This window comes from Frateuria aurantia DSM 6220 (assembly GCF_000242255.2).
GTDB classification, from domain to species: domain Bacteria; phylum Pseudomonadota; class Gammaproteobacteria; order Xanthomonadales; family Rhodanobacteraceae; genus Frateuria; species Frateuria aurantia.
Genome location: NC_017033.1, coordinates 2,060,772 through 2,076,653, shown reverse-complemented (window position 1 = coordinate 2,076,653; position 15,882 = coordinate 2,060,772). Strand labels below are relative to the sequence as shown.

13 protein-coding genes are annotated in these 15,882 nt (G+C 62.9%); 5 read left to right on the top strand and 8 right to left on the bottom strand.

Going from position 1 to position 15,882, the window contains the following annotated elements:
• Positions 1-21 precede the first annotated feature (21 nt).
• The 3 genes from FRAAU_RS09640 to FRAAU_RS09630 all read right to left on the bottom strand — a co-directional run bounded on the left by FRAAU_RS09640 (position 22) and on the right by FRAAU_RS09630 (position 3,216).
• Positions 22-1,128: an alkene reductase gene (locus tag FRAAU_RS09640; protein ID WP_014403340.1), complete on the bottom strand. Its 1,107-nt coding sequence runs from the start codon at positions 1,126-1,128 to the stop codon at positions 22-24.
• Positions 1,129-1,201: 73 nt separating this feature from the next.
• Positions 1,202-2,005, bottom strand: coding sequence for a 2,5-didehydrogluconate reductase DkgB (gene dkgB, locus FRAAU_RS09635; RefSeq protein WP_014403339.1), 804 nt, complete (start codon positions 2,003-2,005; stop codon positions 1,202-1,204).
• 35 nt (positions 2,006-2,040) lie between these two features.
• Positions 2,041-3,216 (bottom strand): MFS transporter, encoded by a 1,176-nt coding sequence (locus FRAAU_RS09630; RefSeq protein WP_014403338.1) that lies wholly within the window; start codon positions 3,214-3,216, stop codon positions 2,041-2,043.
• A 99-nt stretch (positions 3,217-3,315) separates the two neighbouring features.
• Between FRAAU_RS09630 and FRAAU_RS09625 the strand changes: the two genes are divergently transcribed.
• The 5 genes from FRAAU_RS09625 to folE2 all read left to right on the top strand — a co-directional run bounded on the left by FRAAU_RS09625 (position 3,316) and on the right by folE2 (position 7,815).
• The gene (locus tag FRAAU_RS09625) at positions 3,316-4,218 is read left to right on the top strand and encodes a LysR family transcriptional regulator (RefSeq protein ID WP_014403337.1); all 903 of its coding nucleotides are present in this window, start codon (positions 3,316-3,318) and stop codon (positions 4,216-4,218) included.
• Positions 4,219-4,768: 550 nt separating this feature from the next.
• Positions 4,769-5,047, top strand: a complete 279-nt coding sequence (locus FRAAU_RS09615) for a hypothetical protein (protein ID WP_014403336.1) — start codon at positions 4,769-4,771, stop codon at positions 5,045-5,047.
• 165 nt (positions 5,048-5,212) lie between these two features.
• Positions 5,213-5,614, top strand: a complete 402-nt coding sequence (locus FRAAU_RS09610) for a Fur family transcriptional regulator (protein WP_014403335.1) — start codon at positions 5,213-5,215, stop codon at positions 5,612-5,614.
• 45 nt (positions 5,615-5,659) lie between these two features.
• Complete coding sequence (gene zigA / locus FRAAU_RS09605) at positions 5,660-6,889, top strand: zinc metallochaperone GTPase ZigA (protein WP_014403334.1); 1,230 nt, start codon at positions 5,660-5,662, stop codon at positions 6,887-6,889.
• Positions 6,886-7,815: a GTP cyclohydrolase FolE2 gene (gene folE2, locus FRAAU_RS09600; RefSeq protein ID WP_014403333.1), complete on the top strand. Its 930-nt coding sequence runs from the start codon at positions 6,886-6,888 to the stop codon at positions 7,813-7,815. Before zigA ends, folE2 begins: the two co-directional genes overlap by 4 nt.
• A 246-nt stretch (positions 7,816-8,061) precedes the next feature.
• Here folE2 and FRAAU_RS09595 read toward each other — a convergent pair whose 3' ends face one another.
• From FRAAU_RS09595 to FRAAU_RS09570, 5 genes are all read right to left on the bottom strand, one after another.
• Positions 8,062-8,424 carry a hypothetical protein gene (locus FRAAU_RS09595; protein ID WP_014403332.1) on the bottom strand — a complete coding sequence of 121 codons (363 nt, stop codon included), beginning with the start codon at positions 8,422-8,424 and terminating at the stop codon, positions 8,062-8,064.
• Positions 8,425-9,609: 1,185 nt separating this feature from the next.
• Positions 9,610-10,608 (bottom strand): M48 family metalloprotease, encoded by a 999-nt coding sequence (locus FRAAU_RS09585; RefSeq protein ID WP_169314757.1) that lies wholly within the window; start codon positions 10,606-10,608, stop codon positions 9,610-9,612.
• Positions 10,609-10,811: 203 nt separating this feature from the next.
• Complete coding sequence (locus FRAAU_RS09580; protein WP_014403330.1) at positions 10,812-11,516, bottom strand: hypothetical protein; 705 nt, start codon at positions 11,514-11,516, stop codon at positions 10,812-10,814.
• Positions 11,491-11,865, bottom strand: a complete 375-nt coding sequence (locus tag FRAAU_RS09575) for a hypothetical protein (protein WP_014403329.1) — start codon at positions 11,863-11,865, stop codon at positions 11,491-11,493. The genes FRAAU_RS09580 and FRAAU_RS09575 overlap by 26 nt, the downstream gene beginning before the upstream one ends.
• Positions 11,866-12,019: 154 nt before the next feature.
• A complete protein-coding gene (locus FRAAU_RS09570; RefSeq protein ID WP_014403328.1) occupies positions 12,020-15,529 on the bottom strand; it encodes an AAA domain-containing protein in 3,510 nt (1,169 codons plus the stop codon).
• Positions 15,530-15,882: the final 353 nt, after the last annotated feature.

Here is a 15,882-nt window from a genome sequence, read left to right as displayed (position 1 = left end):
AAAGGCGTCAGCCTGCGGACTTCAGTCCAGCGTTGGATAGTCGGTCAGGCCGTGGGCTCCGCCGCCGAACAGGGTTTCTCGATCCGGCTGGTTCAGCGGGGCACCCTGGCGCAGGCGTGCCGGCAGATCGGGATTGGCGACGAAGGGTCGACCGAAGCCGATCAGATCGGCCCAGCCTTCCTCGATGGCGGTGCGGGCCCGCTCGGCGGTGTATTGACCGGCGTAGATCATGGTGCCTGGAAACAGCTGGCGTAGACGCTGCTTGAAGGCCGTCGGCATCAGCGGGGCATCTTCCCAGTCGGCTTCGGCGATATGGATATAGGCGACTCCGGCGATGCCCAGCTGGCGGGCGGCTTCCAGATACGTGGTTTCCGGATCGGCATCGACGCAGCCGTTTAAGGTCGTCAGCGGTGCCAGCCGGATGCCGACCCGTCCGGCATCACCGGTGCCTTCGATCAGGGCCTGGGTGACTTCGCCCAGAAAACGCAGGCGGTTTTCCAGCGATCCGCCATAGGCATCGGTCCGCTGATTGGCATGGGAGTCGATAAACTGATTGACGAGATAGCCGTTGGCGGCATGCAGTTCGACCCCGTCGAAGCCGGCCTCGAGTGCGTGACGCGCGGCCAGACGGTACTCGGCGACCACCGCCTGGATATCCTCGATGCTCAGGGCGCGCGGCATCGAAGCCTGGACAAAACCCGGGGCACCATCATCGCCAGCCACAAACACTTTGACGCCTTCGGCCTGGATGGGCGAGGAGGACACCGGAGACTGGCCGCCCAGCAGGCTGGTATGGCTGAGGCGACCGACATGCCAGAGCTGGGCGAAGATGCGCCCGTCGGCCTGATGCACGGCGTCGGTGACCTGTCGCCAGCCAGCGATTTGCTCGGGGCTGCACAGGCCTGGCGTCCAGGCATAGCCCTTGCCCATGGGTGCGATCCAGGTGCCTTCGCTGATGATCAGGCCGGCGCTGGCCCGCTGGGCATAGTATTCGGCCATCAACGGATTGGGGACGTCGCCCGGCTGGCTGGCCCGGGAGCGGGTCATGGGCGGCATCACGATGCGGTTGGGCAGTGTCAGCGAGCCCAGTTGCCAGGGCTGGAACAGCGGATCTTGAATCTGTGACATCAGTCATCTCCGTGAATCGGCGCCGTGCCGGCGCTTGATGATAATGGGGGAGTGGGGGCGGGCTGCAGGGCGATCAATCCCAAACCGGAGCCAGGCCTTCCGGATCGACTTCGCGTCCGCCGCGATCCAGGCCGGCGATGGCGTTCATGTCTTCGCTGTCCAGCGACAGGTCCCGGGCCAGCAGATTGGCGGCCAGATGTTCGCGGCGGGTCGAGGATGGGATCACGGCATGGCCCAGCTGCATGGCCCAGGCCAACGCGACTTGCGCCACCGAGGCCTGATGTTTGTCGGCGATGCCTTGCAGTAAGGGATCGGCCAGCACCTTGCCGTAGGCCAGCGTCATATAGGAGGTGACCGCAATGTGCTGCGAGCGAAGGAAATCGACCAGCGCCCGGTTCTGCAGATAGGGGCTCAGCTCGATCTGGTTGCAGGCGATGATCCCCGGGCCAAGCCGTTCAATGGCATCGCGGGTTCCGGCGATATTGAAGTTGGAGAGTCCGATCCGGCGGGCCAGGCCAAGCGCTTGCGCTTCGGCCAGGGCATCCAGATATTCAGCGGGCTGAATGGCTTGCCCGGGTGCCGGCCAGTGAATCAGGCACAGATCGACCTGATCACGACGCAGTTTGTCCAGGCTTTCGCGCAGGCTGGGCACCAGTCGATCAGCGGCATAGTTCGCGGTCCAGATCTTGGTGGTCAGAAACACTTGCTCGGCGGGGAGGCCACTTTCGTTGATGGCCTGGCCGATCTCGGCCTCGTTGCCGTAGATCTGCGCCGTGTCGATGGCGCGATAACCCAGTGCCAGCGCCAGGCGTACCGAGTCGATCACTTGCGGGCCGGTCAGGCGAAAGGTGCCGAGGCCGAAGATAGGGAGGTTCATGGACACGTCCTGTCAGAGAGATTCAAGCCGGAGTATCAGCCGGTGGTGCGGAGCGGCAGACTGTCGTAGCGTGCCGACCAGCCGGTCAGTGCCAGGGCGATGAGGGTAAAGGCGGCGGCGATCCAGGGCGTGGCAGCCAGTCCGATCCGGGTGACCACTTCGGCACCGATCCAGGCGCCGCCGGCCACCCCGAGATTGAAGGCCGAAATATTGAAGCCGGCCGCGAGATCGACCGCATCGGGCACGGTTCGCTCGGCCTGGCGCAAGACCAGTACCTGCAGCGCCGGCACATTGCCGAAGGCGACGGCACCCCAAGCCAGCACGGTCATGACCAGCAGGGGCTTGCTGTGCATGGTCAGGCCAAGCGTCACCAGCACCAGGCTCAGCAGGCCGAACAGGATGGCCAGGGCGATGATCGGGCCGTGCCTGTCGGTCAGGCGTCCGCCCCAGAGATTGCCGACAGCTACCGAGATGCCATAGGCCATCAGGACCGGGCCGAGCTGTTTCGGGGCGAAGCCGGCCATCTGCTGCAATATCGAGGCCAGATAAGTGAAAGCGATCAGTGAGCCGCCGTAGCCAATGGCCGTCATGGCGTAGACCCGCAGCAGATCGGGCTGCAGCAAGACCTGCCATTGCCGGTTCCAAGGGGCCGCTGGCGGCTGCTCGATATCGGCCGGCACCAGCGCCATGGCACCGAGCAGCGCGATCAGACCGAAGACGGCGACCACCAGAAAGCTGGCATGCCAGCCGAAGTGCTGGCCGATCCAGGTGCCCAGCGGAATGCCCAGCACAAAGGCCACGGTCATGCCGCTGAACATGGTGGCCATGGCGCGGGCGGCCTTTTCGCGTGGCACCAGCTGGGTCGCCACGACCGAGCCGACCGAGAAGAACACGCCGTGGGCCAGTCCGGTCAGGATCCGGGCCATCACCAGACTGGCATAGCCGGGCGCCTGCCAGGCGACCAGATTGCCGAGCGTGAACAGGCCCATCAGACCGATCAGCAGGGCCTTGCGTGGCCATCTGCTGGTCAGTGCCGACAGCAGCGGTGCGCCGATGGCGACGGCCAGAGCATAGACGCTGACCAGCAGGCCGGCCGAAGGCAGGCTGACATGCAGGTCGCCGGCGATGGTGGGAATCAGGCCGACAATCACGAATTCGGTGGTGCCGATGGCAAAAGCGGCCAGGGTCAGGGCCAGCAGGGCAAGAGGCATGGAGCGATCCGGCTATGGGGTAGGCTGGCCAGTCTGCCGGCTTTGTCTTTGCGGAATAAGCGGTTTATAAGTCATGGTCTTTTGAAAAAATATCAAGAAATGAAAACCTCGCTGGATGAATTGCAGGCCTTTGTGGCGGTGGTGGAGGCCGGTTCGATCACGGCGGCCTCCGAGCGGCTGGACTTGACCGTTTCAGCCACCAGCCGGACCCTGGCCCGACTGGAGGAGAAGCTGCAGACCAGTCTGCTGCGCCGTACCACGCGCCGACTGGAACTCACCGAGGAAGGTACGGAGCTGCTGCCACAGGCGCGGGACATTCTGGCCGCGGTGGATGCCGCCGAAGAGCAGATGGCCGCACGACGCATGCGGCCTGTAGGCCGCTTGCGGGTGGATGCAGCCACTCCGTTCATGCTGCATGTGCTGGTGCCTCTGCTGGCCGGTTTCCGCGAGCGCTACCCGGCTGTCGTTCTCGAATTGAATTCCAACGAAGGCATCGTCGACCTGATCGAGAAGCGGACGGATATCGCCTTTCGTATCGGCGCGCTGAAGGATTCCACCTTGCATGCCCGTCCCATCGGCAGCAGCCGGCTGCGGGTGCTGGCCAGCCCGGATTATCTGCGGCGCCGGGGCCTTCCGGGCACTGCCGCGGATCTGCAGAGGCATGTCCTGCTGGGCTTCAATCAGCCGGCGACACTCAACGACTGGCCGCTCGGCCCTGCGGGCGGGGCGGGGTTGACGGTATGTCCTGAGCTGGCCAGTTCCAGCGGCGAGACCTTGCGACAGATGGCGCTGGCCGGTTTGGGTCTTGTCTGTCTTTCCGATTTCATGACACGGGATGATCGTCGTGATGGCCGGCTGGTACAGGTTCTGGCCGATGAGACCTTCGAGCAGCGTCAGGCCATCCACGCCGTGTACTACCGCAATACGGCGCTGGCGGCGCGGATCACCTGCTTTCTTGACCATGTGATCGAGGTGCTGGGGGTGCCGGCTTTTGATGACTGAAGCCGGGACGGGGCGAGGCACGCGCATTCAGGGTCCGGATCCAATGATGGAAAACCGATGATGCCTATGTCGTGCTCCATTTCGCTGTTGTATAGATGCATGATGTCTCCATGGAGATCCGCGTTTGGTCCGGGCGGCCATCGGACCATCGGCAATTCAGGCCACGACCATGCTCCATAGGGATATGCGGCTCTACGCAAGGGTGATCGGCTCGCCTTGAATCACCGCCACGTTCGACAGCGGTTTGAACAAACCGATCATGGCAAGGCATCCGTGTTGGCACCACGGGACCCGGGGATTGCTCCGCTGGCATCAGGATGATCTGGCCGCCATGGCCCCGAATACCAGGCCGTGTGCCGAGAATTGGTTGCGGGCAGGGGCCGCGGTGGCCGTCCGGCTCTGCAGGTGGCACCGCCCTGCATGACTGCGGTGGAGGACTCGGCGCGACAACGACCGCGCCTGAGTCGGAGGTCGGCGGCGACGACGGTTCCATGGCAGGGCCGTCCAGGCCTCGATCCAGATCATCAGCGCCAGGATCGGGCGGACTACCGTGCGCAGCATCGCCGGCATGTTGCGACTGCATCATCCGATCTGGCTGAAGGCAGTGGTGGCGGTCTTCGGTACGACCATCAGTTCGTATCTGTTGTTCCGCCCGTTCGAAGAAGAGGTCGGGGATAGGCGGGTGCATGTCCGGCGTCGTGATCTGCTGGAGGTGCCTGAACAGTGTCCTGACGAGCTGTTGCACATCCGCATTGACAATCAAGGGCCGCTTCGCCGTACGGGCGGGCAATCAGGATCCGTGCCTCCCGGCGATGGGGTCCGGGCCTGACAGTCCTGGAGTCCGGTGCACCGGATGTCCGCCGGCTGTGGCGCAGAACATGGCCACGGCGTGTCTCCCATGGCGGTTGCTGACGGCCGGCTGCCATCTTGGCAATTCATTTTGAGATGTTATAACATAACATTCAATAGGGCATGCACGAGGCCTGGGATTGCCATGTCTTTGACTGTTCATCAGCAGCGGGTATGGAGCTTGTTGCAGCAGGCGGAGGGTCCGATGAGCGCCTATGCCTTGCTGGAGCATCTGCGGACGGATGGTTTCAATGCGCCGACCCAGGTGTATCGGGCGCTGGAAAAACTGGCGCGCCAAGGCCTGGTCCATCGACTCGAAAGCCTGAACGCGTACGTTGCCTGCCGTGAGGACGGATGCGACGCCGGTGATTTCAAGGCCTATGCCATTTGTGATCACTGCGGGCGGGTCGAGGAATCCGCGCGGGCCGATCTGGGGCGCGACCTGAGGCAGTGGATGGATGGCCAGGACTTCAAGCTGCAGCGCCCGGTGATCGAGCTGCACGGAATTTGTCGTGGCTGTGATCCCGACAGGCAGGGCCAGGACTGATAGCGAGCCGTATTTTTTGAAAGTGAACCGGAGCATTGAGCCTTTATGAAAGCCGATCCATCAGCCTCGACCACCAAGCCTCCTCTGCCGGTTACCGTGCTTTCCGGATTTCTGGGCGCGGGCAAGACCACCTTGCTGAATCATATTCTGAACAATCGCGACGGCCGCCGAGTAGCGGTGATCGTCAACGACATGAGCGAGGTCAATATCGACGCGACGCTGGTCCGTGAGGGAGGCGCCGAGCTGTCGCGGACCGATGAGAAGCTGGTGGAAATGAGCAATGGCTGCATCTGCTGCACTCTGCGCGAGGACCTGTTGCTGGAGGTGGGACGGCTGGCGGAGGAGGGGCGCTTTGATCATCTGGTGATCGAATCGACCGGAATTTCCGAGCCGCTTCCGGTGGCGGAAACCTTCACCTTCGCGGGTGAGGACGGTCGCTGTCTCAATGATGTCGCCAGACTCGATACCATGGTGACCGTGGTGGATGCCTTCAATTTCCTCCGTGATTACAGCTCACGGGACAGTCTGCAGGCTCGTGGCGAATCAATGGGTGAGCAGGACCAGCGCACGGTCGTCGACTTGTTGATCGAGCAGATCGAGTTCTGCGATGTGATCGTGCTGAACAAGATTGATCTGGTCGAGCCTGTCGAGCGGCAGCGACTGATGGCCATCTTGCAGCGTCTGAACCCGCGGGCGCATATCGAGGTTGCCGAGTTTGGCAGGTTGGCGCTTGACCGCGTGCTGGGTACCGGGCTGTTCGATTTCGAGGCGGCGGCAAGAGCACCGGGGTGGCTGCAGGAGCTGCGCGGCACGCATGTGCCCGAAACCGAGACCTATGGGATGGCCAGTTTTGTCTATCGGGCCAGACGTCCCTTTCATCCGCGACGTTTTGCGGAACTGGTGCGGGATGAGTGGCCGGGCGTGGTGCGATCCAAAGGTTTCTTCTGGCTGGCCACCCATCCAGCCGTGGCCGGCAACTGGTCGCAGGCCGGTGCGGTTGCCCGGCACGGGCCGGCAGGTTATTGGTGGGCCGCAATACCGCCCGAGCGCTGGCCCGAAGATCCGGACACCGTACAACTTATCCGTTCCCGCTGGGATGATCAGGTCGGTGATGCCCGTCAGGAACTGGTGCTGATCGGCATGGATATGAACGAGGCGGATCTGAGGGCGCGGCTGGATGTCTGCTTGTTGACTGATCAGGAAATGCGGGAAGGCCCGCAGGTGTGGATGACCTGGCCCCACGCTTTCGCCGACTGGCCCAAGGAACTCCCATGAAAAGTCGGCTCCCTGATATCTCGGCCACCGAATGCCCGTCAGCGCCTCGTGCGCTGGCCTGGGTCGGTATGCAGGGGATCGATCTGCCCATTACGCTGGCCGAAACGGGTGCAGCCGCCAGGGTGCATGCTCGCGCCGATGTTCAGGTCGATCTGCCTCGGCCGCAGGTCAAGGGCATTCACATGTCCCGGCTGCATCATCGGCTGGGTGGCTTGACAGGTGGTCCGGCCTTGTCGAAAGCGGTGCTGAGCCGCCTGCTTGCTGCGTTGATCGAAAGCCATGCGGATTGTGGCAGTCGCAGTGCCCGTCTGCGCCTGAAACTGGAGCTGCTGGTCGAACGCCCTGCGCTGGTGACCCAAGGTCTTGCCGGCTGGAAAGCCTATCCGCTGCAAGTGGAGGCCAGCCTGATCCAGGGCGTGTTTCGGGGGCGGCTGGAGGTCATCGTGGGCTATGCCTCGACCTGCCCTTGCTCGGCGGCATTGTCACGCCAGTTGATCGGGGCGGATTTTCTGCGGGCATTTCAGGGGCATTCCCATGTTCCGCCAGCCAAGGTCGCGGACTGGCTGCAGAACCATGCGACCTCCGCTACGCCGCACAGCCAGCGCAGCGAAGCCCGTGTCGCCGTCGAATTGGCGGCGGGCGGGCATCTGGGTGCCCTGGAGCTTGTCGATCGTGTCGAGGCCGCCGTGGGCACGCCTTTGCAGACCGCCGTCAAGCGGGCCGACGAGCAGGAGTTTGCGGCCAGAAACGGTCGGCATCTGATGTTCGTCGAAGATGCGGCGCGGGACATCGCCTCCGCTCTTGACGGGTATCGACAGGTCAGGGTCCAGGTCCGCCATCTTGAAAGCCTGCATCCCCATGATGCCGTGGCCTGGGTCGAGCCGGTGGCTGACATGGCTCTCGTCACGATGGCGGCAGCACCTTGAGTCACGCCACGCAGGACGGCGCCTGGCTGCTGCAGGCTGAGGCGCTACCGTCTGATCATGCATCGTGGCGGGTCTGACCTGCGTGGACACCCTCCTCCTACGGGTGGCCGCTTCCCGGAGGTGGATTTGCCCGCAGGCTTTCGGTGTGTGCGTGGACACGGAATTGACCCGGACCGCACGGATGAAAAGTGCAACTTCGTCCATGCGGGTCAAGGATCGACGCAGGAGTGGTCCAATGCAGTGTTGTCAGGTGACCACTTCCAGTGAACGATCACCGCTGGTCCATATCAGTCGGCGCAGCGACAAGGGCAGGACCAGACTGCCATGAGCTGCATCGGCGGGGTGGCCGGGATGCGGTCCGTGGATCAGGTAGCTGTGGCGATGCGCGCCGTGATTGGTCACTGATGGCGTCAGTCCCAAGGTGAATGCGCCGGTACGGGCATGGGTAAACGGGGAGCCGATCCGATACCGACCGGATGGCAGCGCCGGATGGCCGTCGTGTGGTGACGGATGGAGGGCAGGCTCCGCCACCGGCTCGGTGGGTGAGCCGCTGTAGGCACGGCCATTGTGTTCCAGTTGACCGTTGCGTCGGTTGTAGATCCATGACATGGAAGATTCCCTCGGCTGGATGACGACAGACTGTTCCCGGAAGATGCCGGCAAGGCTTGAAAGCGGGTGTCGATATCTTGCGGAGGCTTACGCGAACATCCGGTGACAAGCAGGCGATGATTTCGGCGTGCGCAGCGTTGTCGATACAGCTTCAAGTGCTGATGCGAGATCCGGCTGCCGGTGACCCGGCGTTGCAGTATCCCCCCTTGGAATCGCTGCCATCGGCCTGGTGCGAGGGGGCGAGTCTGATCGCCCGATGGTTGCGAAGTCGTGCTCTCCTGGTGACGTGCACGGGATACCCGCCCGACAGGCATCTGCCGTCGCCGCATGCATCTCGGATCTGAAGGCCTACTACATCTCCTCGCTCCCGAAATGTCTGTGGTCGAGCCTGCGCCCCGCGCTGGTAATGGCGCCCGACCCGATGGCGGCCGATGCCGTGATCGATCATCTGGGCGCGGCTGGCATGGGGGGATCACCCCTGCTTTACGGCCTCTCTGAGCAATGGATACGGAGTGGCATGGCCGAGCCATAGTGGCGGCCACCCGGTGTGAATGCCGGTCCAGGCTGGCGCTGGCCCGCGGTCCGCTTCCGCTCGATGCCTGTGCGGGCCCTTGGGGTTGCATGTGTGGCTGCCCTTGCCCGCCCCTTGGAGCGCACGCTTGTTTATCCGCTCGCTGGAACAACTGAGCGTTACGGCCTCGCGCCAGCGGGGTCATCGCCCGTTGAAGCCTTGCGTCTTCCGATGGGATGTGCAAGGGACAATGCCAGTCTGGCGCTGGACAGGGTGCGCCTGCTGCTGCAGGGTGATCCGCTGCAACGGGGGCATCTTTTTGTCTAGAGGGCGAGCGGCTTCGTCATTCCGACGGTCCTGACGTCAATATCCATGGCCGATCCATCGTTGCCGAACCGCAGGCCGTCTGATCCGCAAAGGGAACCTTTATTAACTCCGAATCCTCGCATCCAGCTTTATGCAACCCATTGATTCAATGATGCCGGTAGCAGTGCCTGGTGAGGTTTTTCGAGGTTCCCCAAAGGGCCCTGCGATCAGGTACTGCCGTCCGGCCCTGACAAACAGGCGTGCGATCGTGTTCCCGGTGACGGGTTTCGCCTGGATACTCGAGGCTCAGGATGACAGGTGGTGTTTTCAACGCCTCGATGGTGCATATCCATCTGTCGGCCGGGTCATCAGGGCGCAACAGCCATGGCCCGCAGATTGGCCAGCCGTTCGCGCGTGCCTGGATGTCGTTCATAAGGACCATGGATCAGCGACTGCACCACCGTCACCATATCGGTCTTCGTTTCCGGGACTGCTCCATCCAGCACGGGTCCCAGACTGGATTCGACATCCGTCATGGCCTGGGTGAACCGTACAGGGTCGGCATATTGCTTGTGCATCAGCCTTACCGCGCAGGCATCGGCCTGGAGTTCCTGGCCTCCGCTGAAGTCGAGGCGGGTGCTTTGCAGATGGTGGGCATAGGCAAAAATGGTTTTGAATTGTGACGGATCACGCGACATGATGTCTTTCAGGCTGGCGATCGATGTGGCGGAATCGGCAAGCAAGGCCTGGTAGCTTTCCGTTTCGTGCCGTTGAAGGATATGAGACATCTCGTGGGCGACCCGGAAATAGGCAATGGTCGGATCCCAGTCGCGGCCGACCAGGTCACTGTCCAGCTCGATGATGCCGCCAGGCAGCGAACTGGCATTTTTTCCAGACTCCTTCAGTACATAGATCGAGAAGTGATAAGGTGATGTGTCTCCGGCGGCCATCTGGACGTCTTTCAAAGTCTGTTCCGCATGAGCGTAGGCGATTCGGCCCAGCCGCCCGGTACGGGGCAGTACCATGTCCTGGTTGTGTTTGAGCAATGCCTTGCCAATGTCGCGTTCTGCAGGTGCAGGCAGCCAGTTCAGTCGGGCCGAGGCTTCTTCCACGACCGTGGCTATCGACATATGGGGGCCGATATGAAACCGGTTGTTCAGGGCTACCTTGCCCGTCAGCAGTGCCAGTGAACCGGCACTTCCCATGGTACCCACCGGGGCGATCAGGACCTTGCATTTCTGATCAACGATTTCTTCCGAAAGACCGCCGGTATTGGTGATGTCTTCGATCGGGCCGACATGGGTGATTTGAATCGAGTCTGCCGGGTGGCTGCCATCCGGTGTGGCAGCGGCGCTCGTTGTTGCCACATGCTCACCTGGCAGCAAATGATCGATTTTCTTCACATGCTTCCACATGCTGTGGAACAGGCCGAAATGTCCCGGATGTTCGGTGGATGCAGCAACGGCCGGTTGCCCGGGATCGGATGGCGACGTCGTCTGGGCCATCAGCCTTGCGGCAGGGAGCAGACTGAGGAGCAGGCATCCGCAAACGAGCAACCTGGCGGGGTGTTTCATTGACCGTTCCTCAGCTGGGTCAGAATCTGGTCGCGATTGGCATAAAGCCCTTCATCGTCAAAAACGGCGGCACGATAGAACTGCTTGACACTTTCCGGCTGCGAGCTGGCGGTAATCCGCTGGAGGCGTTGCGTTACCTCCCGGGCATCTTCCGGGTCCATCAACTGGAAGTCGCCATGCCAGCTGCTGTGTCTTCCGCCAAGTTTCCAGTGATAGGCATGTCCTGGTCGCAGGCCTGCGATCTGTTGCACGGATGGTACCGGGCTGATGTTCATCAGCACTCGTCCGCCATCGGCCAGCACGAAGCGCTGCAACCCTTGCGCCTGGAGGCTGCTGAAGTCGAAGCGGATGGTCGTGCCTTGGGGGGCGTAGTAGCTGCCATCCGGCGTACCGGCAGGCGGTGGAGTGTCAAAGCGCTTGCCGCCAGTGCTTTCGCCATTGGTCAGCATCTGCCACAGCGAGGCCAGCGATGTCTTGGGAACGCCCTGGATCAATTGGCAAGGGGGAGCTTTGGCCAGTTGTGCGGCCAGTGCCTGTTTGCTGTCGCGGGATGCCGTCGGTGCGAAGCTCGCGGGGCAGCTGGCCGGGGTGTCTGCCAGAACGAGGCCTGGTTCGCCGGCCAGACCGAGCCCGATCAGGATTGCCAGTCGGATCCAGACTGGTCGAATGGCTGCATCACTTGAAAAAGAGGTAAAAGGCATAAATCAGGATTCCGGAAATGAAGAGCATGCGGAGGTAATTGGCACAGCGTCCGATCAGCAGGGCGGTGTTGACGAATGTGTTCGTCTTGTCCAGTTCAGCAGCACTAGCCATCGCAGAGTCGTCTGTGGCGGTTCGTCGGCCCATGAACTTGATGATCACGGAGGTGATGAATTTGCTCTTGCCGATCAGATGGAAGATGCCTTTGATCTTGCCGACCATGTAGATGATGCCTTGGTCGAAACAGCCCAGGCCTTTTGCAATCAGCCGACGGCAGATCAGCAAGAGGCCGATGATGGCCGCCAGGACCGCCATTGTCATCAGCAGTGGACGGCCAGGCGGACCGAACATCAACCCAGTGGATAAACCAGCGGCTACCAGTGCGACGCACAGGATGATGGCCGCCCAGAGGCCTTGGGGCCGCAGCTCGTTTGCTAGCGATGCCCCGTCTGCTGTCGGAGTATCTGCCGATTGCCGGGCGATATGACCGGCATTGGAGGCATGATCAGGCCGACACCTGCACCAGACGCTGCTGCAGGCTGTGGCGATTGACGGTCAGCTCGGGCCCCACGTCGGGGCCGCGATAGACCATCGAGGTCTCGTGGCGGACATGATCACCTGCACGTTGCGCGCTGAGCCAGTTGAACGAACCCACGCACAGCAGGTCGTCATCGGCCATCAGCAGCTTGCTGTGGACCTTGCCCACCTGGCAGACCTCGATCTGGCAGGCCTCCAGCGCCTCGATGGCCTGGTGAAAGGCTTCGACAGCCGCCGGATCACCTTCGGGGTGATTCCGGCTGACTCCCCGGTTGAGATAGCGGTCGGTATAGATCTGCAGCTGTACGCCGCGTGCCACGGCATCGGCCATGTATTCCAGGCCATGGTCATGACGGATCCATTGCAGTCGCATCCATGGTGTGACGATCTGGATTTCGCGACGGGCTTCCTGCAGGACCCTCCGCAGGAAGTCGTCGTGCTCAGCTGCCTCGTGCAGATGGCTGAGGCCGGTACGGGTGGTCTGCAGATCCTGCCGGGCCGGCACCTCGAAATCCAGCTCGCTGCCGGGTACGGCGGCCAGGTGTTCCATCAGCATGCCGCGTGGCGTGGACGCCGGCATCGCGCTGAACAGATCCATATCGCCAAACACAATAAAACTGTCCTTGGCGCGGGATACGGCGACGTTCAGCATGCTGTTGTTGCGATCAATGAAGCCGCCGTCGGCATGCTTGGAATAGACGGCTGAAAAGATGATTACAGGTCGTTCGCCGCCCTGGAAGGCATGGACGGTACCGACCGTGAGCTGGCCGGGTGCCTTGCCGGCGGAGATTCCCGTCGCGGTGAAGGCTTGCTCGATGGCCTGTGTCTGTGCACCGAAGGGCGTGATGACGCCGACGATTTCATGCAGCGGAAGCTTGTAGCGGGCCAGCAGCTGCGCGGCATTCGCCTGCAGCCAGGCGGCGATGGCCTGGGCCTCCAAGCGGTTCCGGCGGCTGCCGTGCGTACCGGTTTCGCAGCAGCCATCGACATGGACGTAGGCCAGCGGCGGCAGACCCTCGTCGGGCGCAGGGCCACGCCTTGGCAGCAGACGGCCCTTGTAGCAGAGCGCATTGCAATAATCGATGATGTCGTCGTAGCAGCGCCGGTGCTCATACAGATACATGCCGCGGGCCAGCTCCGGGTCGTAACGGTAGCGACTGACCGACTGGGCGATGGCCATCACGCTGCCGCTGGCCGCGCTGCGTCCGCTCTGCCCGAAGCGCTCATACCAGACTTCAGGATCGCCGGAGGTCGGCCGCAGGCCGGCGGCGACCAGATTGCCGATGTCGATCGCAGGGGGGATCGACCAGATGGGTTCGATCTGCTGGGTATCACCGATCACCAGGGCCTGTCTGGCCAGCGCGAAAGAGGCGCCGGCGACTTCGGGGAGCACTTGGCCGGCCTCATCCACAATCAGCAGGTCAGCGAAGTCCAGGGCATAATCATCCACAAAGCCATGGCCGTTGTGGCGTTTGCAGCCCAGTTCGCCAGGCAGCCTGAACAAGGTCGCGACCACGCAGGGAGCCAGTTTCATCCAGCGGCGCCAGTTCTTTTCCAGGGTCTTGCGGCCGTTCTTGCTGCGGCTGTTGACGATGTCGGTGAGGTTTTCGCTGACTTCCTGCAGCCAGCGACCTTCCCAGTAGTGGCTGGTCAGCAGGAAGATCTCGAAACGCAGCGTGGTATCGGCCCAGTGGTCGCAGTCATCCAGGCTGACCTCCTCGGGCCGGTGATCTGTCGACTGTGGAAGCACCGCGATGGCCTGGCCCCAGCGGGTCAATCGCTCCTGCCGCTGCAGCAGCCATTGTCTGGCCTGTTCCAGCCGGGTCAGAGCCGAGTGATGGGCTGCTTCCGCTTTGGTCACGGCGCCGGCCAGGGCGGCTTCCATGGCTTCAAGGCTGTCGGCAGCCTGCAGTCCCGGCTGGTCGACATCGAACTGGAGTCTGGCCAGTCGCAGCCGCTTGTCGGCCACCGGGGGCAGCCAGCTCAGCAGGCGATAAAGCAGGGGTTCGTGGGCCAGATGATGCCGGAACGTCTGCTGGCGTGAGCGGGCGGCGGCGAGGTCGCCGGCTCGCAGGTCGAGCACGGTCTCCAGACGGTCGATGCCGGCCTGCGGATCAGGCCCAAGCTGGGATTCGATGGCATGACGGACATAGCCCAGCTGGACCCAGGCCTGTTCGATGGCCGCCAGGTGTTGCTGGCGTGCACCGATGGCTTCTTGCAGGCGCTGCAGGACGGTGGCGAGTTCCCGCGGGGGCGCATCGGCCCATGTTGCGCGCGCCTTGGCCATGTAGGCGGGCAGGGCCGTATCAAGATATTCCTGCGATTCAAGGCGACTGAAGAAACTCCGCGTCTGGTAGCTGCGGGTCATTTCGGCCTCGGCCGACGTCTTCGGGAAATAGGCGCCGAAACTGTGGACCTCCGGCAGCCAGCGCCCGGCCAGCGGGCCGTCGCCGCGGGCGAAATCCTTGCCGAAGGCGGTGATGATGTTGGTCACGGCCTGGTTGTTGGTGGAACTGGCCACGATTACAGGAGGCTCGTCACCTTGCAGGGCGGCCTTGGCCCACAGGGTGGCAACTGCGGACAGCAGCAGGGTGGTCTTGCCGGTGCCCGGCGGACCATTGACGGCCAGGATGTCGCCATGACCGGCCACCAGCAGATGGCTCAGCGCGTCCCTCTGGGCCGGTGCCAGCGCGAAGCGGTCGCTGGCGTGGGCCAGCCGGTTGGCAAACTGGCTGTTGGGCGCAAGGCAAGGCTCATCCGGTGTCTGGGCCTGCTGGGCATAGCGATCAAACAACGGGGCTTCACGAGGGCCGGCGCGCAAGTGATCGTAGAGATTGATGATATGGCGGTTGAAACCTTCCGCCTGATCTTGCTTGAAGATATAGCCGTAGTCGGCCAGATCGTAGCCGTCATCTTCCGGCGGCCAGTTCTGGCTGACGGTGCGCAGCATTTGCTGGCAGAAATCCAGATAGTCGCTCCATTGCTGCCGGTGTTGCTCGGGATCTACCGTGCTCCCGGCCGCGGGAGCGGCAAAGGCCGGCGTCGCATGGTTGGACAGGAAGTGATCCATGGCTTCCTGCCGGCCGATGCTGAAGCTGTCATGTTCCAACGGCTCCAGCAGATCTCTCGGTACCATCGCTCGTGCCGACGGGTAGAGTCGTCCGTCACGGCTGGCGGTGACGCGGCAGACCACCGGCGTGATGATGGCCGGGCGTCCGGTGCGGGTCTGACCGTGCTCCGATCTCGCCGGATAGATCCAGGGGCGCAGACTGAGGTTCACCGAGGACAGGCTGTCAGGCTCCCGTTCGAACAGCCGCCGGACCATATCGGCTTCGAGCTGACCCTGGCGGATGGCTTCGGCTGGCAATCTGGCCAGCTTTTCCGCCTGAGGTCTGGACAGGGCACCGCGGTCATTGTCGGCATCGGCCAGGGAGTTCCGCCAATAGCCGGCCAGCTTCAGGGAGTGTTCGTTCATCATGCGGTGCCGATCGGGGCCGAGGCCGCGATGCCTGAGTGAAGTTGGCGGGCAGGGTAAACCCATGCGACGTCAATGACCACATGCAAGAAAATGAGTCTGGCATCCGGATCAGAGGGCTGCAGGCAGCGCCTGGTGCTGGTCGGGTGGCGAAAGAGTACGTTGAGCCCCGAAACTGTCTCTGGGACGGGCGGTCGCAGGGACCCGGTCAGATACGGGCTGCAGCCCGGCTGGAGCTCCGGCAATCGGCCGGAGGCGGCGGGGTGAGTCAGGGCGGGGGATTATGTGTCGATCATGGCCAGAGCAGGCCTGTGACCGGGGCTGCGGGGCCTGCCGTGATGTGATCTGCGGCTGAG

Excerpts from the sequence above, each read along its gene's own strand:
- folE2 (WP_014403333.1), top strand. The coding sequence starts at position 6,886 with ATGAAAAGTCGGCTCCCTGATATCTCGGCCACCGAATGCCCGTCAGCG.
- FRAAU_RS09630 (WP_014403338.1), bottom strand. The coding sequence starts at position 3,216 with ATGCCTCTTGCCCTGCTGGCCCTGACCCTGGCCGCTTTTGCCATCGGC.
- FRAAU_RS09570 (WP_014403328.1), bottom strand. The coding sequence starts at position 15,529 with ATGATGAACGAACACTCCCTGAAGCTGGCCGGCTATTGGCGGAACTCC.
- FRAAU_RS09625 (WP_014403337.1), top strand. The coding sequence starts at position 3,316 with ATGAAAACCTCGCTGGATGAATTGCAGGCCTTTGTGGCGGTGGTGGAG.
- FRAAU_RS09575 (WP_014403329.1), bottom strand. The coding sequence starts at position 11,865 with ATGTTCGGTCCGCCTGGCCGTCCACTGCTGATGACAATGGCGGTCCTG.
- FRAAU_RS09580 (WP_014403330.1), bottom strand. The coding sequence starts at position 11,516 with ATGCCTTTTACCTCTTTTTCAAGTGATGCAGCCATTCGACCAGTCTGG.
- FRAAU_RS09610 (WP_014403335.1), top strand. The coding sequence starts at position 5,213 with ATGTCTTTGACTGTTCATCAGCAGCGGGTATGGAGCTTGTTGCAGCAG.
- FRAAU_RS09640 (WP_014403340.1), bottom strand. The coding sequence starts at position 1,128 with ATGTCACAGATTCAAGATCCGCTGTTCCAGCCCTGGCAACTGGGCTCG.
- dkgB (WP_014403339.1), bottom strand. The coding sequence starts at position 2,005 with ATGAACCTCCCTATCTTCGGCCTCGGCACCTTTCGCCTGACCGGCCCG.
- zigA (WP_014403334.1), top strand. The coding sequence starts at position 5,660 with ATGAAAGCCGATCCATCAGCCTCGACCACCAAGCCTCCTCTGCCGGTT.
- FRAAU_RS09595 (WP_014403332.1), bottom strand. The coding sequence starts at position 8,424 with ATGTCATGGATCTACAACCGACGCAACGGTCAACTGGAACACAATGGC.